Source organism: Pelotomaculum schinkii, assembly GCF_004369205.1.
Taxonomy (GTDB): Bacteria; Bacillota; Desulfotomaculia; order Desulfotomaculales; family Pelotomaculaceae; genus Pelotomaculum_C; species Pelotomaculum_C schinkii.
Map to the genome: position 1 here is coordinate 1,803,894 of NZ_QFGA01000001.1, position 20,156 is coordinate 1,824,049.

At 53.9% G+C, this 20,156-nt stretch carries 14 protein-coding genes and 1 riboswitch; of the genes, 5 read left to right on the forward strand and 9 right to left on the reverse strand.

Going from position 1 to position 20,156, the window contains the following annotated elements:
• Positions 1–98: 98 nt before the first annotated feature.
• The 3 genes from ytaF to Psch_RS08365 form a co-directional block, all read right to left on the reverse strand.
• Positions 99–785: a sporulation membrane protein YtaF gene (gene ytaF, locus Psch_RS08355; RefSeq protein WP_190239857.1), complete on the reverse strand. Its 687-nt coding sequence runs from the start codon at positions 783–785 to the stop codon at positions 99–101.
• 161 nt (positions 786–946) lie between these two features.
• On the reverse strand, positions 947–2,194 hold the full coding sequence (locus Psch_RS08360) for an Nramp family divalent metal transporter (protein ID WP_190239858.1): 1,248 nt from the start codon (positions 2,192–2,194) through the stop codon (positions 947–949).
• Between the two features lie 116 nt (positions 2,195–2,310).
• Positions 2,311–3,606, reverse strand: coding sequence for a magnesium transporter MgtE N-terminal domain-containing protein (locus tag Psch_RS08365; protein ID WP_134218747.1), 1,296 nt, complete (start codon positions 3,604–3,606; stop codon positions 2,311–2,313).
• 110 nt (positions 3,607–3,716) lie between these two features.
• A riboswitch (M-box (ykoK) riboswitch) is annotated at positions 3,717–3,886 on the reverse strand.
• Positions 3,887–4,246: 360 nt separating this feature from the next.
• Here Psch_RS08365 and Psch_RS08370 point away from each other — a divergent pair.
• The 3 genes from Psch_RS08370 to Psch_RS08380 all read left to right on the forward strand — a co-directional run bounded on the left by Psch_RS08370 (position 4,247) and on the right by Psch_RS08380 (position 6,752).
• Positions 4,247–5,197 carry an NAD(P)H-dependent flavin oxidoreductase gene (locus tag Psch_RS08370; RefSeq protein WP_134218748.1) on the forward strand — a complete coding sequence of 317 codons (951 nt, stop codon included), beginning with the start codon at positions 4,247–4,249 and terminating at the stop codon, positions 5,195–5,197.
• A gap of 350 nt (positions 5,198–5,547) precedes the next feature.
• Positions 5,548–5,859, forward strand: coding sequence for an AI-2E family transporter (locus tag Psch_RS08375; RefSeq protein ID WP_190239859.1), 312 nt, complete (start codon positions 5,548–5,550; stop codon positions 5,857–5,859).
• The gene (locus tag Psch_RS08380; protein WP_243123988.1) at positions 5,853–6,752 is read left to right on the forward strand and encodes a DMT family transporter; all 900 of its coding nucleotides are present in this window, start codon (positions 5,853–5,855) and stop codon (positions 6,750–6,752) included. Before Psch_RS08375 ends, Psch_RS08380 begins: the two co-directional genes overlap by 7 nt.
• On the opposite strand, the gene Psch_RS08385 is transcribed toward Psch_RS08380, so the two are convergent.
• The 3 genes from Psch_RS08385 to Psch_RS08395 all read right to left on the reverse strand — a co-directional run bounded on the left by Psch_RS08385 (position 6,709) and on the right by Psch_RS08395 (position 11,284).
• A complete protein-coding gene (locus tag Psch_RS08385) occupies positions 6,709–7,866 on the reverse strand; it encodes a coiled-coil domain-containing protein (RefSeq protein WP_190239860.1) in 1,158 nt (385 codons plus the stop codon). The two genes, Psch_RS08380 and Psch_RS08385, sit on opposite strands and share 44 nt — an antisense overlap.
• Complete coding sequence (gene galE, locus Psch_RS08390) at positions 7,863–8,849, reverse strand: UDP-glucose 4-epimerase GalE (protein ID WP_190239861.1); 987 nt, start codon at positions 8,847–8,849, stop codon at positions 7,863–7,865. Before galE ends, Psch_RS08385 begins: the two co-directional genes overlap by 4 nt.
• Before the next feature lie 692 nt (positions 8,850–9,541).
• On the reverse strand, positions 9,542–11,284 hold the full coding sequence (locus tag Psch_RS08395) for a PAS domain S-box protein (protein ID WP_243124045.1): 1,743 nt from the start codon (positions 11,282–11,284) through the stop codon (positions 9,542–9,544).
• Positions 11,285–11,566: 282 nt separating this feature from the next.
• On the opposite strand from Psch_RS08395, the gene Psch_RS08400 reads away from it, so the two are divergent.
• On the forward strand, positions 11,567–14,269 hold the full coding sequence (locus Psch_RS08400) for a calcium-translocating P-type ATPase, SERCA-type (RefSeq protein ID WP_190239863.1): 2,703 nt from the start codon (positions 11,567–11,569) through the stop codon (positions 14,267–14,269).
• A gap of 176 nt (positions 14,270–14,445) precedes the next feature.
• Here Psch_RS08400 and Psch_RS08405 read toward each other — a convergent pair whose 3' ends face one another.
• Positions 14,446–16,065: a histidine kinase N-terminal 7TM domain-containing diguanylate cyclase gene (locus Psch_RS08405; RefSeq protein WP_243124046.1), complete on the reverse strand. Its 1,620-nt coding sequence runs from the start codon at positions 16,063–16,065 to the stop codon at positions 14,446–14,448.
• A complete protein-coding gene (locus tag Psch_RS21110) occupies positions 15,962–16,342 on the reverse strand; it encodes a hypothetical protein (RefSeq protein ID WP_243124051.1) in 381 nt (126 codons plus the stop codon). Before Psch_RS21110 ends, Psch_RS08405 begins: the two co-directional genes overlap by 104 nt.
• 243 nt (positions 16,343–16,585) lie before the next feature.
• On the opposite strand from Psch_RS21110, the gene Psch_RS08410 reads away from it, so the two are divergent.
• Entirely contained in the window at positions 16,586–17,197 is a 612-nt protein-coding gene (locus Psch_RS08410) for a hypothetical protein (RefSeq protein ID WP_190239865.1), read from the forward strand.
• Between the two features lie 96 nt (positions 17,198–17,293).
• Here Psch_RS08410 and Psch_RS08415 read toward each other — a convergent pair whose 3' ends face one another.
• Positions 17,294–20,155 carry a GLUG motif-containing protein gene (locus tag Psch_RS08415; protein ID WP_190239866.1) on the reverse strand — a complete coding sequence of 954 codons (2,862 nt, stop codon included), beginning with the start codon at positions 20,153–20,155 and terminating at the stop codon, positions 17,294–17,296.
• Position 20,156 lies beyond the last annotated feature (1 nt).

Consider the following 20,156-nt stretch of genomic DNA (forward strand, 5'->3'; position numbering starts at 1 on the left):
AAAAATAAGGGAAGGAAGCAGGGGGACGGTTCTTTTGCTTCCTTTTTTGAAAAAAGGAAGCAAAAGAACCGTCCCCCTGCTTCCCTGTTTCCCCTCAATTAAGCTAAAAGTTCGTAGACGCCTATGGCAATCAGAGCCAGGCCGGCGATAACGGCGGATCTCTCGCCGATCCACCTGGAGAGACAAGTTTGGCCTAACTTAAGGCCGGTTACAAAGAACAGGAGGCTGGTCACCAGGGCTAAAAGCGCGGTAAGCCCAGGGTTGAGGCCGATCATACCGCCTCCCAGGCCTCCGGCCAGGTTGTTTAAAGTCAGCGCAAGGCCCAGGACACAGGCCTCCCTGAAGTCGATGGCGCCGGAACAGTCTTTGTCTACAGCGACCGGCTCCTTCAGGATCCGGATCAGCAAACCAAGGGCCTTGATTTCAAAAGTTACCAGCGGGACACATTCACTTTCTCCGGGAAGCAGGGGGACGGTTCTCTCGCTTCCCTCGCCGGAGGAAGCAAGAGAACCGTCCCCCTGCTTCCCCCTGGACTGGAGGATAATCCAAACCCCCGCTCCGGCCATCACGCCTGAACTGATATATGACGCCCATACCGGGGGTATTAGAGTGAAGATACAGGCGCCGGCTTTCATTGCCCCAAAGGTGCCCAGGCCGGTCAAAAACGCAATCAGGAAGTTTGACGACCACGGCAGCCTGATCTTCCGCAAGCCGTAGACAATTCCGACCGCAAGACTGTCCAGGCTGGTGGACAGCGCCAGCAGCACGATCGACAGTATATGCAAACAATTCACCTCACCCGGAAGTTATTCCTGAGAGAGTATTATATGTTTGCAACCGGAAGATGGTGCCTGGCTTTGACGGAAGCAGGGGGACGGTTCTTTTGCTTCCTTTTTTCAAAAAAAGGAAGCAAAAGAACCGTCCCCCTGCTTCCTCCCTTGCTTCCTTATTGGAAAAGGCCCTGGTAGATGGAGACGCCCACCAGCAGCGCGGTCAGGACAATCATGATTACGGTGATAAGCCAGGAGATTGCATTGAAAAACTTTGAATTGACGTGTTCGCCCATCAGGTCCGGATCGTTGATCAGGTCCAGCATGAAGATCAGCACGAGCGGCAGCAGTATGCCGTTGATGACCTGCGACCAGAGCATGATCGGGATCAAGGGCACATTGGGAAGCAGGATAACTCCGGCGCCTATGACAACCAGGAAAGTGTACAGGCCATAGAACACCGGCGCCTCCCCCCAGGTCTTGTCCACCCCGGCCTCAAAGCCCAGGGCCTCGCAGATAAGGTAGGCCGTGGAAAGCGGCAGGATGGAAGCAGCAAACAGGGAAGCGTTGAAGAGGCCAAAGGCAAACAGCTCGGAGGCCCAGCTGCCGGCCAGGGGCGCCAGGGCGCTGGCCGCGTCCTGGGCGGTCTCGATGGCGACGCCGTTCTTGTGCAGTGTCGCTGCGCAGGCCACCACGATGAAGGCCGCCACCACGTTGACCATGACCACCCCAACCGCCACGTCCAGGCGTGAAAGCCGGTACTCCTTCACGGTAATGCCTTTTTCCACCACGGCCGACTGGATATAAAACTGCATCCACGGCGCGATGGTGGTACCGACCAGGCCGATCAGCATAGCCATGTAGCCGCTTTCAAACTGAAAGTGGGGAGTAACCATTTCAGCGGCCACAGTGCCCCAGGGCGGTTCCGCCAGCACACCGGAAATGATATAGGAAAAATAAAGCAATGACGCCACCAGGAAAATCTTCTCCACCCGCTGGTAGGTCCCCTTGACCACCAACCACCACACGGCCAGCGCGGAAACCGGCACGGAGATGTATTTGCTCACACCAAATATCTCCACACTGGCAGCCACACCGGCGAACTCGGCCACCGTGTTGCCCAACGCCGACAGGATAAGGCCCAGCATGGCAAAGAGGATCAGGCGGACACCGTACTTCTCCCGGATCAGGTCGGCCAGTCCTTTGCCTGTAACCGCCCCCATGCGCACGCCCATTTCCTGGACAACAAAAAGGGCCACCACCATCGGGATAAAAACCCACAGCATCTGGTAGCCAAAGGTAGCGCCGGCCACAGAATAGGTGGTGATACCCCCGGCGTCATTGTCGACATTGGCGGTAATTATACCGGGCCCCAGGATCGCGAAAAACATTATGATGCTTCTTTTCAAGTTGGTCAGTTTCATCGAATTCACCTACCCTGAAAATAAGGGAACAGCGCACGAAGGGAAGCAGGGGGACGGTTCTTTTGCTTCCTTTTTCGAAAAAGGAAGCAAAAGAACCGTCCCCCTGCTTCCCTTCTTTAGCGTCTGTTGCGGCCGAAGGCTTTGCGCATTATAAAATAGGAGAAACTCTCCAGGCTTTTGCGGTCCGGGATGATGGAATCCATGGCGTCGTCCACGGTCACGATGCCCACCATGCGGCCGGTCTTGTTGGTGACCGGGACGGCAATCAGGTCATACTTCATGATCGCTTCCAGGATATCACGAGGGTCGTCACCAGTCATGACGCTGATAACCCGGTCCTGCATGATCTCACCCAGGGGGGTGGGCGGCCTGGCGATAATCAGGTCGCGCAGCGATACCACGCCCAAGAGCTTCTCATCATCGTCCAGGACATACATATAATAGATAATCTCGGCTGAGGGCGCCACTTCCCGCAGCTTGTCGATAGCTTCCTGAGCGGTCATGTTGAACTGAAAGGCGATAAACTCGGTCGTCATGAGGGCGCCGGCGGTGCCGTCCTCGTATTCCATAAGTTCCCGGACGTCTTCCGCTTCCTCCGGCTCCATCAGGTTTAAGAGTTCGTCCGACTTTTCCCGGGTCAGTTCGCCCAACAGGTCGGCTGCCTCGTCCGGCGCCATTTCCTCCAGGATCCTCGACGCCCGTTCGCTGTCCATGGTTTCAATAATGTCGACCTGGGTTTCCAGATCCACTTCGCCCAAAGCCTCGGCGGCGGTCTGGTCGTCCAGGGTATTGATGAAGTCCGGACGTTCGTATTGGTCCAGGTCCTCAATGATTTCGGCAATATCGGCCGGGTGCAGCTTGCTGAATTTATCGTTGGCCTTCGCCAGTTTGATATTGGCGGTACGGGATCGGATCGGTTCCAGGTACTGCCAGCCGACCAGGTTGGAGGGAATCCGCTCCGTCTTGGGCTCCAAACCGGTGATCCTGCGGATCAGGCCGCGCACGCCGACGTCCACCGCAGTCAGCATCAGCGCGATGTCTACCTTGTGCTGGACCCAGGACAGCTTGATATCGTTGATCCGGACCAGTTTCGAACCCTTCATGTCGACGATCTGCTTGTCAAGGAGCCACTTTTTGACCAGGATTTCGTCTTCCTGCAGGGTGTGCAGGGTGTTCTCGCCAAACGGAGCCTTTAAGGTCAGCCCTTTGCTGCTGATCTCGGCGACATCGGAGACGCGAATGAGCTCCTGGATACCCTTGCCGTACTTGATCCCGGTAACCCGGGGACAGACCGCGTCCCAACGCACCGCCAGGTCCCGCACAGTCCCCACCTTGTGGCCGGTGACGTCAGAAATCTTCCGGCCCAGGATCGAACTTATAAAAAACTCTCCCAGTATGGTGATATCGCTCATTCACGGTCACCCCCTCATCATATATTACCCAGATTTCCTGAAATGAGTGTTTACAAAAAGCAAACTTCCCCGCGAGTAGGGAAGTTTTTGTCATAAAATAAAAAGACCCATATTGTCCCCACCCGTTTGAGCTTTGGCACGTACATAGCTAGAGGAACCACCCTCAGCCACATTAAGTAAAGCCTTAATCCGGCAGTACCTGTTAACCCGTAGGCGTCTCTCGACATTTCCGGGCAGTGGCGTGTGATCTATGCAGAAGCCTCACCTAACGAGGAATATTCTTTGTATACAGTATAAATCCACAAAGCATGTGGAGTCAACCCGACAGTGGAAAAAGTTTACCCTTTAAGGCTAACTCCTCTTAAAACCTGGAGCTAACACACCATACTTGCATGTTTCCATTCTTTGCTGCGCTGCTTTAACGAATGAATTTTAACTTCTATGATGATTAATAAGAAATATTTCCTTTCTCGTACAGGATTACTTCAATTTACCTCGAATAACATCATAATGACAGTATTAAGGAATTCAACTGAATTGACTTGGAGCAAATTTTTGCATTTTAATTTATATTTGTTAAAATAAATATGTATTATGGTTCTAAGCACTAATCAGGACTACAAAGGGAGTAGGCATAAACATGAAATTTCCACAGCTAAAAATCGGCAACCTGATTCCACGCTATCCTATTATACAAGGCGGCATGGCCATACGGGTCTCCACGGCCCCCCTGGCGGCGGCAGTTGCCAACGCCGGCGGGATCGGGATCATAGCAGCGACCGGGATGTCGGTGGCGGAATTAAAAAACGAAATCAGGCAGGCCAGGCGGCTGACCAAGGGTATTATCGGGATCAACATCATGTTTGCCGTCCGGCAATTTGCGACTCTGGTGCATGAAGCCATAGATGAAAAAATAGACCTTATCATAACCGGCGCAGGCTTCTCGCGCGATATTTTCAAATGGGGCGCGGACGCCGGAGTGCCGATTGTATCGATAGTTTCTTCCAGCAAGCTGGCTAAAATAGCCGAAAAGTCCGGGGCCTCGGCGGTGGTGGCCGAAGGAGCCGAGGCCGGCGGTCACCTGGGCACCGACCGCTCCATCTTTGAAATCCTGCCGGAAATTGTCGCCAACGTGAAGCTTCCGGTGATTGCCGCCGGCGGTATTATAGACGGCAGCGGCATTGCCAGGGTCATGCGGATGGGCGCCAGCGGTGTCCAAATGGCCACGCGCTTCGTCTTGAGCCTGGAATGCGCGGTGTCGGACGCGTTTAAACAAATGTACCTGAAGGCCCACCCGGAAGATGTAATGATTATCCGGAGCCCGGTCGGCATGCCAGGCCGGGCGTTGCGCAATCCCTTTGTGAGCGATGTGATGGGCGGCTGCCCCGCCCCGATCCAGGGATGTGAACTGTGCCTGAAGGATTGTTCCAGGGAGTACTGCATTATCCAGGCGCTGGAGAACGCGCGACTGGGCATGATTGACAAAGGCGTGGTCTTCGCCGGCAAAAACGTGAGCCAGATCAAAGATATCCTGCCGGTGCAGAGGATATTCGATAATCTAATAACGCAGTACGAGGCTGAGCCCGATTAAGGGAGCGCCGCATTAAGTTGCGCAAAGGCAAGGCCGGCTGTTCAGCAGCCGGCCGTTTTGTTGTATAACGAAAACCACCTGCTGGCAGGTGCTCATGATTTGAAAAAGAGGGCCACGGGCGCCGGTTTATCAACAAGGTTAAAGACTTCATCAACTCCTCATCCCTAAATGCGGGTGCGAATTTATTCGCACCTGATTTGAGCAACATTGTAGCGGCCGAAATGTTTTCAGGGTGAAGCCAAATTACCGGATTTTTTAATCTTCCTCGACATTTTTACAAGAAATTCAACCTGCGCCCGTGTATAATTAGGTGGGGTGATCATCAGTTGCAGGAGTTTTACAGGAAACACTTGAACGCTATTATTAATATCGGCTTATTCATCACCACCCTGTTGATCGCTGTAATTGCCTTTAAACTGGTTATCCCCTATTTGCTCCCGTTTCTTCTGGGCCTTATTCTCGCCGTGATTATGGAGCCATTGGTAAACCTGTTATTGCGGCTGAAGTTGCCGCGCTGGGCGGCCACGGCTATAGCCATGCTGGTCACGGTCGGTTCTCTTGTGACTGTCACCACCCTGGCCATTGCCAAAATAGTAGTTGAGTTGACCAAGTTTCTGTACAACTTACCCCGAGTTATAGAGAGAGGGGCACAGGTTTGTTAATATCTAAAGAATGGCGCGGCTTGCTTTTGATAGTCCTGGCGGCGTCCCTGTGGGGCGTCTCTGGTTCGGTCGCCAAGCACATCTTCAACCAGCAGGTTAGTCCTTTTGATCTTACCGCAATCAGGCTTTTCTTTTCCTTTGTCCTTTTATTTCTCTACCTAGCCGCGACAAACCGCTCCCTGCTGCGGATATCACTGTCGGATATTCCCTACTTCCTTACTTTCGGGTGTTTCGGCGTGGCTCTGGTACAGTTTGCTTATCTTTTCACCATCAGCCAGACCAACGTGGCCACCGCGGTATTTCTCGAATACCTGGCCCCGGTCCTGGCTGCCCTGTACGGTATGGTCTTTTTGAAGGAACGGCCCCACTTTTTTAAGGTCCTCGCCCTCTTCCTGGCCGTCTGCGGCGGTATGTTTATTGTAAACGGAAGCCCGGGCGGCGGCCTGACGGTCAACCGGGCCGGGCTCATCAGCGGTTTGGTCTCGGCTTGCGGCTTCGCCTTTTACAGCATCTACAGCAAAAAAGGTCTGGCCCGCCACAACTCCTGGACAGTCTTGACCTACGGGTCGGCGGCAGGGTCCCTGTTGTGGAGCTTTTACCTGCCCGCCTGGCAGGCTATGGCCGGGCATTCCATTACAAACTGGTTGTTTTTTCTGTACATCGTCGTTTTTGCCACCATCCTGCCTTACGGCTTTTTCATCCTCGGTTTAAAATACCTGGACCCCGTCAAGGCCGGCATCATCAGCACGCTGGAGCCGGTCATCGCAGCGGTGGTAGCCTGGCTTTTCCTGCGCGAGGCCCTCTTTCCCCTGCAGGTGCTGGGCGGCGCGCTGGTATGCGCCGCCGTAATCATGGTCCAGGCGGCAGGGACGGTTGATAGAGTTCCACAATGAGCTTGCCTTCTTCGGAACGGATATCTGTGAGGCGGTAGCCCCGCGTGCGATCACCCAGGTCAACGGACAGGCTCTGCTCTGAAGCTATATATTTCAGCACTTCACTGGTTACCGGCAGTCCCGCGAGCAGCACGCGAGCCGGCTGAAAGCGGACCTTACCGTCCCCGTCCAGCACAAAGGCGCCTTCCATCCTGAAATCGGTACCAGCGGCTTCAGCGCGGCCGGAGATGGCAAACAACCCACTGGAAGAGCGCACGGAAAGCGAAGCCAGGTTCGGGTCATCCTGTCCAAAAAAAACCTTATTTATTTCCTGGTCCGCGAACTCTATCCGCAGACCTCTCCCGCTCAGCGAAAATTTTTCCGGAGACAAGCTGTTCCAGGGCAGCGAGTTCAGGTGAGACAGCAGGTAGCGCAGAGAAGTAATTGACTGATAAAGGACAGTTTCAGACTGGAGCACCTCGTCGGCCAAGCCCGTGGACTGCTGCCTGAGATCCGCCAGAAAAGCTTCCCGCCCGGCCCGGTCACGGTCCATTTCGACAAGCTTTTGAGACAGGGCCGTGATTTTGGCCGTAAGTCCGGCCTGCGCCTGCCGCAGGGTTTCCGCCTGCTCCTCCTGGTGGCGCTGCAGGTCCCTGACCTCTTCGAGCAACCTTACCTGACCGATAATGATGGTCTTTACTGATTCCGCCCTTGCTACAAAATCGTTAAAATCCACCGCACTCAGGATCACCTCCAGGTAGGCAACGGGACCGTAGCGGTACAGAAAGTTGACCCACTGGCCAAGCCTGTCCCGGCCCGCGCGCAACTGCTCGCGGGTCACTTGCAAACCGGCCTCGGAATCCGCCAGGGCCTGCCGCACCACCGGGATTTCACCGGTGAGCCGCTCGTGTTCCTGCCGCGCGGCCTCTATCCTGACATCCCAATCCAGGAGTTCCGCTACCAGCGCTCTTTCTTGCTCATTCAGCCCCGCCAGCCTGTTTACGGCCTCATTGCGCCCTTCCAGCGCCGCAGGTCCAGCAACCGGGTTAGCTGCCCGGCTGCCGTCAAAGGCGGCCAGGAGACCGACCGCGATGGTTAATACAACAAAAAGGCCGCGCCTCACTGCCCTGTTCACTTTTCAAAGCCCTGGGGGTGACTGAGATGCCAGCGCCAGGCAGTTTCAATTATGTCTTTCAGTCGTGGATATAGAGGCTGCCAGCCCAGTTCGCTCTTAATCTTGTCCGATCCGGCCACCAGCATGGCCGGGTCACCGGGCCGCCTGGCCGTAAATTTGACAGGCAGGGTCCTGCCCACCACTTCCCCGGCTGTCCTGATAACGTCCAGGACCGTATAGCCGTTGCCGTTGCCCAGGTTGTAAGCGCTGGAAGGGGCTCCGCCGGCCAGCGCGTCCAGGGCCAGGATATGGGCCTGGGCCAGGTCGTTGACGTGGATATAGTCGCGCACGCAGGTACCGTCGGGCGTGGGGTAATCATTACCGTAAACCTCGAGGTGGGGCATCTGCCCCAGGGCAACCTTAAGCACCAGCGGAATCAGGTGCGTCTCGGGCGTGTGGTCTTCCCCGATATCTCCCTCCGGATCGGCGCCCGCAGCGTTGAAATAGCGCAGAGAGGCCCAGCGCAGGCCGTAGGCGTCGCCGTACCAGCGCATAGCGCCCTCCAGCGCCAGCTTGGTTGCCCCGTAGGGGTTGGTAGGGTTGGCGGGATGGGACTCCGGTATGGGGACCTCCCGCGGTTCCCCGTAAACCGCCGCCGTAGAGGAGAAAACCAGATAGCGGACCTCCGACTCAACCATAGCGTCCAGAAGGTTCAGGCCTTTGACCACGTTGTTGTGGTAGTAGTCCGACGGAAGCCGGACCGACTCGCCGACCTGGCTGCTGGCCGCGAAATGCATGACGGCATCCACCTCGAACTCCGCAAAGAGCTGCTTCAAAAGAGCTCTGTCGGAAGTGTCCCCTTTTACCAGGAATCCTTCCTTTACGGCAGCCTGGTGTCCCCTGGTGAGGTTGTCCAACACTACCACCTGGTGACCCCTGTTAACAAGCTCGCGAACGGTGTGACTGCCGATATAGCCGGCCCCCCCGGTAACCAGTATATTCATTGTTCTACTCCTTTTCATTGTTATAAAATTATTTCATGCGAAACATCACTTTTCCGGGATAACAAATCCCTGATTGGAAGAATAAGGATTACTCTGATGTTGTGCTCAAATTATACCATACGCTTCCTGGCCGGACAATTTTACATTTAATGGAAAATATGACCGGGATCGCTATGATCCTCCAACCGTAGGGCGGCCTCGACTTTCTATGAAAGGGGGCCGCCGCCCTTAACGCTGTAAACGCGCGGCTTATCCCCCGGCGGGACAGGCTAAAAACAACAAAAAAAACGAGTCCTACCCTGAAAATAACTGTACCGCTGTTCAGCTCACAGAGCGAATCCCCCAAAATGTAGGTGCGAATTCATTCGCACAAATGTTACATCAGCTACAACAAGTTCGGCGCCGGCGCGCCGTGTGCGATTGAAATCGCACCTACATCGGCTGGTATTTTCATGATACGTGGCGCCGCGATAGCGGCGTGTGGAACGACTCTGAAAACAAGAGTCAGACATACGAACCGATCCCCCAAAATGCAGGTGCGAATTTATTCGCACAAAGGTTACCTTAGATCACCAAGTGCGGCGCGACGCGCTTTTGTGCGATGGTTGACAGGCCATGCAGACGCAGAGCCGCTGTCCCTTACCGGAGACAGCGGCTCTGTTCTTCATCATGCTCATGCGGCTGCTTGCGTGTTAATTCATTTGAGGCGCTACCGGGCTCTTCCTTTGAAACCGCACAACAAAAATTGATCCCCCGGAGTCGGTTTTCACCTCAATCTTGGCCTTGTGTCTGGTCGCAATACTGTAACACACCGCCAGCCCCAGGCCTGTGCCTTTATCCTTGGTGGTAAAGAAGGGCGTCCCAAGTTTTTTAAGCGCGTCAGGGGCGATACCCTGTCCCTTGTCCTGCACCTCCAAAACGACCTTGTCGGCGTCGCTATACGTCCTGATTGTGAGAGTGCCGCCGGACGCCATGGCTTCCAGCCCATTGCGGGCAAGGTTTAAGATCAATTGCCGGATCTCTTTTTCATCCAGGGGTAAAGCCGGTATATCCCCCAACACCAATGCGACATATTTGTCGGCCAGCATGGCGTCGGCCTGTATGATCGGGAATAAGCTTTTCACGATAAAATTAAGGTTTTGCTCCTTAAGCTCGATGTTTTTGTTTTTGGCCAGGGACAGGTATTCCGTGATAATGGCGTTCGCCCTGTCCAGTTCTTCAATCATCAGGTCAAAAAAGTCCTTATACCCGGCGCACGCCTTCTTAGCCCCCAGAAACTGCAGAAAACCCCGCACGGTGGTCATCGGGTTCCTGATTTCATGTCCGATGCCGGCCGCCATTTCGCCGATCAGGTTCAGTCGGTCCAGCCGCAGCATCTCTTCCTTCAACTGCTTGAGTTCGGAAATATCGATAGACATAGTTAAAGCCAGCGGAGTCCCGTCAATATCATGAATGGGATACCCGTATAACTGGTAGGGGCGGCCGTTATGGACCTGCTCCCATTTACATGAAACCCGTTCCTGAAAAATCTTATCTATCCGGCAGGCCTCACACGGTGTTTCTCTCCCATAAAGAGCCTCATAACAGTACTTGCCGGAGGAATCACCAAAACTCTCACAGAAGCAGTTGTTGGCAAAACGGACGGAATAGTCCTGTTCTACAAGCGCAATGTTGGCAGGCAGATTGTGCAGGACGGTAAACAACCTCCGGCGTTCTACTTCTATAGCCGCTTCCGCCCGTTTTTGTTCAGTAATGTCATTGATCGCTACAAACATGCAAGGCTCACTGTTCAGTTCAATTACCTCCGCCGACACGAGCCCGATGCGGACTTCACCTGTTTTCGTCAAGAAACGGCCCTCGAGATTATGCACCGTTTCCTTTCCCTGCAGCAGGCCGGTTATACTGTTGCGAGTATTTTTTTCTTCCACCCAAAACGGTAAATCTGTAACCGTACGCCCTACGAACTCTGCGCGGCTATACCCGGCAGCCTCTAAAAGGCTGTTATTCGCGTCAACAAACCTGTCATCCGCAAGCCTGTATATAGCCATCATGCTTGGGCTGGCATTAAAGGCTTTGGAGAACCTTTCCGCAGACAACTGCAGCGCTTTTTCAGCCTTTTTTCTGCCGGTGACGTCAGAAAGAGTAGCTATATATCCCAGGACTCTGTGGTCTTCGGCCAGAAAGGGCGCAATTTGTCCGATCACCCAGACTACTTCACCATCCTTGCGCAACAACCGGAAACTAGTTCCAAGAGTGTCCCGGTTGGCATTGCACTTTTTCCATTTGGCAACAACTCTATGCCGATCTTCCGGGTGGATGGCCTTCACCCACCCCATACCCAGCATTTCCTCTGAAGAATAGCCCGTAATACTGCTGGTCTGTTCATTTGAATATACACATAACCCTGCCGGGCTGATCTGGCAAAAGCCACTCATAATGCTCAATCCAGATCCCACCATGCCTTTCTGCCGCTATCGACGTTATACTGCTTTAAATAACAAATTATTTATTTCACAAGCAGGCCATAAATTCCTTCCTAATGCTAATACAAAATATTCTACAAAATACTACAAAATACATCAATTATTTTAATTTACAATTAACCTGTATGGGACGGCTCGTTTTTCTTGCCTTTTTTCTATAATCTTTCTTTAAATATGACGGAAATAAGCCATAATTATAGTATAGATAGACATCCCCTAATTGCCGGAGGGTATATGGAAGATAAGAAGTGGTATTTCCTTGAGGCTCAAGAAGCCTGCGATGCGCTCGGGACCAACCCCGGACAAGGGCTTTCGGCCATCGAAGCTGCTGAACGTTTGCGGGTCCACGGACCCAATGCCCTGAAAAAAAAGCCTCCCCGCGGCCTGTTATCCATGTTTGCCGCCCAGATGAAGGAGATCCTGGTGTTGATCCTGCTCGCCGCGGCAGTCATCTCGGGCGTCCTCGGCGAATGGGAGGACGCCGTCGTAATCCTGATCATCGTCATCCTTAACGCCATCATCGGCGTCATTCAGGAAAACAAAGCCGAACATGCCCTCAAAGCGTTGAAGGACTTGACCAAGCCGTCCACCAAAGTGGTGCGGGACGGCAAGGTTATCCAGATGAACGCCGAGGAATTGGTCCCAGGTGATTTGGTATTACTGGACGCGGGTGATTCGGTCCCGGCCGACTTGCGGCTGATCGAGGCCGCCTCCCTGCGCGCCAACGAATCAGCCCTGACCGGAGAGTCCGTGCCGGTGGAAAAAGATCCGGAAGTTATTAAGGCCGGGCAGGTCTCCTTAGGGGACCGGAAGAACATGCTGTTCATGGGCGCCACCATAACCGGCGGGCGGGCCAAAGCGGTTGCAGTGGAAACAGGCATGAAGACCCAGCTGGGACGGATCGCCCGGCTGCTTGACGAGGCGGAGATAGAACCAACTCCTTTGCAGCAGCGTTTGGCCAAGCTGGGTAAAATATTGGGGCTTGCCGCGGGGGCTATCGTGGTGATGGTATTCTCGATCGGGCTTTGGCGCGGCGAAAATTTGCTGGAAATGTTTATGGTGGCCATCAGCCTCGCCGTAGCGGCAGTCCCCGAGGGGCTGCCCGCGGTCGTAACCATTGTGCTGGCCCTGGGTGTGACCAGGATGAGCCGCCAGAGGGCGATTATCAGAAAGCTCCCCGCTGTCGAGACCCTGGGCACGGCGACCGTGATTTGCTCCGACAAAACCGGTACCCTGACGAAAAATGAAATGACTGTTACCTCTGTCTACGCGGACGGCAGGATGTTTCAAATAACCGGAACCGGCTACGCGCCTGAAGGGGAGCTGCTGGACCAGGACGGCTCCGGGGTCTCGCCCGCGGCCGGCGGCAGCCTGAATTTGGCCCTGCTTGGCGGCCTTTTAAACAGTGACGCCCAAGTAGAGGCTACGGAAAAAGGTTATCAGGTAATTGGAGATCCCACCGAAGGGGCGCTGGTGGTAGCCGCGGCTAAAGCAGGCTTGACCAGAGCGGCGTCGCGTCAAACAAGCCCCCGGGTCGCCGAGATCCCCTTTGATTCGGACCGCAAGATGATGACGACCTTCCACCGCATGGAGGGGTTTATCCGGTCCTTTACCAAAGGGGCGCCGGATGTGGTTATCCAACGCTGCACGCACGTGCTGCTGCGGGAGGACACTATCGTACTTGATGAGGGAAAACGCAGGGAGCTTTTAGAAATCAATTCCCGGTTGGCCTCACAGGGGCGGCGTGTACTGGCGCTCGCCACCCGGCGGTGGCAGGAAGTCCCCTGGAGCCTGGCGCCGGAAAATGCGGAGCGGGAGTTGACTCTCATCGGCTTCTTCGCCCTGCAGGACCCCCCTCGCCCTGAAGCCAAAGAAGCGGTGGCGAGGTGCCGCAGGGCAGGCATCCGCACGATCATGATCACCGGCGACCACAGGGATACAGCCGCGGCCATCGCCGCAGAACTGGGGATGCTGCAGCCGGGTCACGGCAGCCTGACCGGCGACCAACTGGAACAAATGAATGAAGAACAATTAAAAGGAGCGGTAAACCGGGTTGCAGTCTTCGCCAGGGTATCCCCCGAACACAAGCTGCGTATCGTGGAGGCGTTGAAATACCACGGCCATGTTGTAGCGATGACCGGCGACGGGGTCAACGACGCCCCGGCGCTAAAAAGGGCCGATATCGGCGCCGCCATGGGGATCAGCGGCACTGAGGTGGCCAAGGAAGCCTCGGACATAGTCCTGCAGGACGATAATTTTGCCACTATTGTACAGGCTGTGGAGGAAGGCCGGACCATCTATAACAATATCCGCGGTTCCATACAGTACCTGCTTTCCTGCAATACCGGAGAAATCGCCGCCATTTTTGCGAGCCTGCTGCTTGGTTTGGGGAGCCCTTTAAGCCCGATCCAGATCCTCTGGCTGAACCTGGTTACCGATGGGCCTCCCGCCCTCGCCCTTGGTCTGGAACCGCCCCAAAAGGGGATCATGGAGAGGCCTCCCCGGAATCCCAAAGAGGGTATATTTTCCGGGGGTGTAGGCGCCATGATCTTATGGCAGGGCCTTATGATCGGGGTCCTCTCCCTGGCGGCTTACTGGCTCGCTCTGCGCTGGGGCCGGACCCTGCAGGAAGCGCACACCATGGCCTTTGTTACCATGGCCATGTCGCAGCTGGCGCATTCCTTTAACGTCCGGAGTGCGGAGCAGTCTCTGTTTACCTTAGGGTTAGGCAGCAACCGCAGTATGATCTATGCGTTCGTGGTATCAGCCGCGGCGCTGTTCATCGTGATCCTGACACCGTTTCTGAGAAGCGTATTTGACACCGCCATGCTCCGGCCCTCCGACTGGGCGTTTGTCCTTGGCTTAAGTTTAATCCCGCTGGTCCTCGTTGAAATAAGCAAGCTGCGGCTCAGGCGCACCACCGTACCCGGGGCCTGAGTTATCAGGGCAAAAAAAGATCCCACCCCAAAAGGCAGGAGGAAAGAGAATAAATGGCAAAAACATTACTGCATTATCATATTATCGCAAACAGGCAAACATTTCTATTGACGCAAACTCATAAATAAATAATGTTTTTGTGCATTATTTTATACATACTACACAAACCTCATTTGTCATTCCGCAGACACCACACAGTTTCGCCCGTTTGCCTTGGAATCATAAAGCGCCCGGTCCGTCCGCGCCAGCAGCTCTTCCAAAAAGTCCTCAGGGCTGCCGAATATCCCGGCGCCGGCCTTGACGCTGACAAGGCCGACGCTGACAGTTACGCGCAAATCCCCTCTGGAGGAACTGATCCATTGGTTCTCTATGGCGCTTCTCACTTTTTCGGCAAGGATAACAGCGCCCTTCCTATCCGTGTTCGGCACATATATGATAAATTCATCCCCTCCGAACCTGGCCAGAATATCCGAACGGCGGAGCTTGCTTTTTATAGCCTCAACGACACTGCGCAGGACATTATCTCCGATCAGGTGTCCGTACGCGTCGTTGATAAGCTTAAAATTATCTACATCTATAAGCAAGATTGAAAATGGAATATTATAACGCTGAGAAACCAAAATCTCGTACGCCACCTGCTGCATCAAGTATCGCTTGTTGTAACAATCAGTCAAATCGTCTGTTATCGTAGCCTTTTCAAGTTTCTGATTAACGTCGTAAAGCTCTTCCTGGATCCGCAATAATTCCTCGTTTTGCTGCCGGAGGATCGCATTATTTTCATTATTCTGCTCGAGCAAACTACGCAATTCGGTAACGTCATTCAAAGTTATGATCCGTCCCAAAAGATTTTTTTTGCCGTCAAGCACCGGAGACACATGGATGGATACATGCACAGTTTGCTCACCTATGATTTTCACTTCGGCTTGCAGACTTTTTAATTTGTTGGTATTATACTCCTCCAAAAAAATACTATCGGGGCCGTCTGCTTCAGAAAGCTGTAAGAGGCCCTTCATCTCGAAATTCCGGCCTGCCTGCGTCTTTAAAAATCTCGTTGCGCTCTTGTTAAGATCAAGAATTATTCCGTCTTTATCTATGACGAACATGCCTATAGCCATGCTGTCTATAACCTCACGCTGGGCGATGTTTACAATCCGGAACAAGTCGTACCTATTGATTGCGATTACAAAACAAACGGCCGACAATACAATCCCGCAGGAAGTCAAACCGGGGACAACCCCGAAAAGCGGGAAAAACGCCACGTTGAAAAGAATATCCAATTGAGAAAATATTATTAAGATTACAACGCCCCACATGCAAAGAGATACCTGCTTTTTCATGTTGCCTTCAGCCGCATTTACAGCAGTCTTAAATATCAAGACGGTGGAAACTAATAAATAGCCCAAACCGGAGATAAAAAAGAACCAGAATAAAGAGCCGTATGTACGGACCGCCCATCCGCCGCCGCTTGATTGCGTAAACATGAAATGCCATGGGTTGGTTGTCGCCAGTATTGAGCACAGGACGGCAGGCGCTGCCGACAGGTAAAAAAAGGACCTTTTCAAACCGTAAAATTTCCTGGTCAACACCAAAGAGAACATCAGCCAGCCGAAGCCCAAAAAACTAAGGCCAATGAACGCCACATTCAGAAAAAACCACTGCAGCTGCTGATCAGGGGTTATGTTAATGATGAAATTACAGCTCGGCCACAGCATCATCAAAGAGTGAAAGGCTAAATATGCTTTGTGCAGGGTTGTGATGTTGTTTACCGTTAGCGCATAAATGAAAAGCGCCAACAATATGCAGAAAAGATAAAAATCCATCCACACAGGCAGCATCTGGTTCACTTCTTTCACTGTTTTGGTATGGCCCTGAGCCTGTCGTTAATTTTTGCAGAAAATGAGCGTGAAAGGACTGGAAAGCATATAAAACATTGTTTTTTTTGTCGATAGATAAGTTCTTTGTAAAACACACTAATTGTTTATTCAATATGCCAGATAAATTATCCTTTTTTGGCGGATTGACTAAAATATGATACATCCAGCTTAATATCGACAAAGTTTTTGAATTTGCCATACTAAAGAATAATACCTTGAAAAAAATTTTAGGGCAGGTAAAATGTTTAAAACACTTTGTCCCTGCCCCCAAACAAATATTTGCGGTCCATACAACCTTTTATTTTTAGATACGAACAGGCAGCCGTCTTTGCAGGTGTCAAAAGTATGCTAAAATATGAATATGTGAATCCGATTAAACTGGCGCCTGCATCGGCTGGTGTTTTCATGATACGCGGCGCCGCGACAGCGCGTGGCAACTACCTTGAAAAGAATTGAGGGCTTCTTGATGATGAAAAGAAAACTGCTGATCACGGTCCTTATCTTGATTACCGCTGCCTCTCTAGGCGCCGCAGTGTTTTTTTACAACCAGGCGAAGCACCAGCAGCAAAGCCCTCCCGGCACGCAGACATCCGCTCCGGGCGGAAGCGGAACAAGCGACGGCGGGGACCCGGCGTCCTCAACAGGCGGAGCTTCCGGCGGCAGCGAGGGCGGGGAAACGTCCGGACCACAGACTTCCCCTGCGCAAAATCCCCTGCAGGCCCAAATCGAACAGAAATACACAGCAAGGCTGCAGTCCACCGGCTCCAGCTACGAAAGCAGGTTAAACAGCCTGCTCGCGTCCGCCGCCGGCGATTACCAGGCGGCCAAAAAAGCCGACCCCAATGCCGGTATCACACCGCTGACCAACAAGTATTACGCCGCCGGCCAAGCCCTCGAGGCCGAGTGTGACGCAAAGATGTACGCCATCCTGGACGCCTTCGAGAACGAGCTGCGGGCAAACTCCTTGCCGGTGGACGCGGCCGTCAGGGCCAGAGCCGCATATGACGCCGCAAAGAGCGACCGTGCCGGCCAAATCCTCTCCGCCAAGCCCTGATTTCCGAAGGAGGGAAGCAGGGGGACGGTTCTTTTGCTTCCTTTTTTCGAGAAAAAAGGAAGCAAAAGAACCGTCCCCCTGCTTCCTCTTTCTCTTTTACTTAATAATTACGCTTTCTGCGGACTGCGCTCTCGGGGCGGCATTATTGTCGTAGAGTGTCAGCACAAAGCGGTAGGTCCCGTTTTCGCAGCCGGCGGGGACGGTCAGGGTGGCGCCGCCGCCGGTTATGCTCACCGGCAGGTCCGTCTGGCCGGCCATATTGACATAAGACGCTCCGTATTTGCGCTGCAGGGTCGACTTTACAGCGCCGGAACCCAGCGTCTCTATGTTAAAAACGACCGGGACGGCGGCAGCCGATTTGTCAAAGACTCTTGCCGCGGCCCTTGCTCTTATGGCGTATTGGCCGGGCGCCGCCACCGCCAGGGTGGTCCCGCCGCCTGCCAGCAGATAGCCGTCGCGGGGAGTCGCAGCAGCTGTACAGGCATAGGCCTTCATCCGGAGATCATAGCTCCCCGGGGCAAACGGAGCCGCACAACCAGACATATCAATGGAAACGTTATTATCGCCAAACGCCGCCGCCGTAAAGACATAAGGCAGGGTTGAGGTAACGGCGGCTCCATTGATCTTCGCGCCTATAGGAAAGGGCACCGTTACTCCGCCCCGTTCCAACTGTAATTCACAAGCGTAACTCTTCCCGTCGGTCTTATAGTCATAGCCTTCAACCGGCGTCCTGGAAAGGTTGATATGAACCGAGCCGTTTTCCCCGCTTGCGGTGAGCGAATAGGCGTTGACGCCCGCCACCGTGACAGACGGCATAGCGCCCGCAGAAGTACCGGCGGCGGTCAGGAGCTCCACTTTGTAGGCGCCGGAGGCGATGCCAGGCGCTGTTTTTGAAAAATCAAAGATAAACAGGTATTCCTTTTCAGTTCCAGCCGGTACCGGTTCTGCAGGCGCATAGTTTTCCGTTGCGCTGCCCATCTTTATAAATTCACCCAGCGCCAGCCTTGTTCCCAATTCCGCCGCAAGGTTTTTATAATAGTACACACCGTCAACCAGCATAATAATCGAGGTATTGGCCGGCAGCGGGACCACCGTCCCTTCATTTGCCAGGCCAATGGTTTGGGTTTCCAGGTGATAGGTTTCGTTATAACGCATGCTGAAGGCCGCCGTAAAAACACTGTCCGAAGTGACGGCCGCCGACGTGCCGGTTCCCAGCAGCGCGGCGGTATAATGCCTGCCTTCTTTTATGTTTGCGTTTACAATTTCCACCGCATCGTGCGGCACAAATATTCCGGGCACCGGGATACCGTTCTCATCCTCCGACCATACGTCATCGCCCGCAGGGTTGTTACTGTTCAACCGATCGACAACTTCTTCCCAGGACATATCACCGATGGGAACCGCGCCGTCCTCTTCCGGGACATCGCCGCCTCCTGTTCCAGCCGGAGCGTTGATGTAATAGTTGTTCCAGGCGTCATCGGGATCTAAGGGCGCCTGCGAGGAGCCGACTATCCCCCCCACATTGGTGCTGCCTGTCACACTGCCCGTACTTAAATTGTTGTGTATGGTGGATTCATCGCCGGTCCAGTTCCCGGCTCCCGCTATTCCGCCTATTGAGTCACGTCCGGCTACCGCCCCTTCATTAAAGCAATTGCTCACGGTGTTGCTGCTGTCCGCGTATCCGACCACGCCGCCTATGTAGCCCTCAATCCCTGTCACCGCGCCACTGTTGACGCAAACCGTGATCAGGCCGTCTGTGTAGCCCGCCACGCCGCCTATGAAATACCTTCCCGATACGGTTCCGGAAGCGTAGGAGTTGCTCACTTCGCTGTCCGTGTCGGCATACCCCGCCACGCCGCCTATGTAATTCTCAATCCCCGTCACCGTGCAATCGCTGCTGCACCCCGTTACAGTCTCATCCGTCCTGCCGGCCACGCCGCCCACATAATATCTGCCCGATACGGAGCCTGAAGCAGAGGAGTCACTCACTACACTCTGGTCGGCGGCATATCCGGCCACGCCTCCCGCGTAATTCTCCTGTGCTTTCACCGTGCCGCCGACGCTGCATCCTGTTATATCTCCTCCCTCTATGCGGCCAACCACGCCTCCGACATAATATCTTCCCTGGACAGTTCCTGAAACAGTGCAGTTAGTTATTTCATTATCAGCGCCGGCAGCATATCCGGCTATGCCCCCCGCATAATTCTCCAATGCCGTCACTGTACCGTCCACGGTACAGTCCGTTATACTCACATCTGTCCGGCCGGCCACACCGCCAACATAATATCTTCCCTGCACGGTTCCTGAAACGGTGCAGTCGGTTATTTCGCTGTTAACCGCGGCATATCCGGCGATACCCCCCGCATAGCTCTCTCCGCCGGTCACCGCGGCATTGACGGCGCACCCGGCAATCACTCCGTTGGTGTAGCCGGCCACACCTCCCGTATAATTTCTCCCTTTTACACTTCCCGATATACTTACGTTCCGGATCACGCTTCCGTCGCCGGCATAGCCAAACAGCCCCCAGTAGTCGGGCCAGGATTCGTTGACATACAGACCGGTTACTTCGTTGCCGTACCCGTCAAAATAGCCCTGAAAACGCTTGTTCGAGGTCCCGATACTCTGGAATTTTTTTGGCTTCTTGGACACAAAGGAGCCGTCGGCGTTCATCTCGTTTAAGAGAATATCCTGGGTAAGCCTGATATATTGGCCGGCATAGGTTGTACCGCTATTGACGCATTGCGAAAAATAGGCAAGCTGCGCGCCGTCGCTGATTAAATAGGGGTCCGCCTCGGTTCCCGTCCCGCCGGCGAAGCTTGTAGCAACAGTCCCGTCCCATAAAGGGCCGGCGGCCAGGGCGGTCATATTTTTATACACCGGAACAGGCGTCACGGGCGAAAGAAGCCAGACGCAGCACAAAAGGACAGCCATTATTTTGTTCTTCAGTTTTTTATTCATA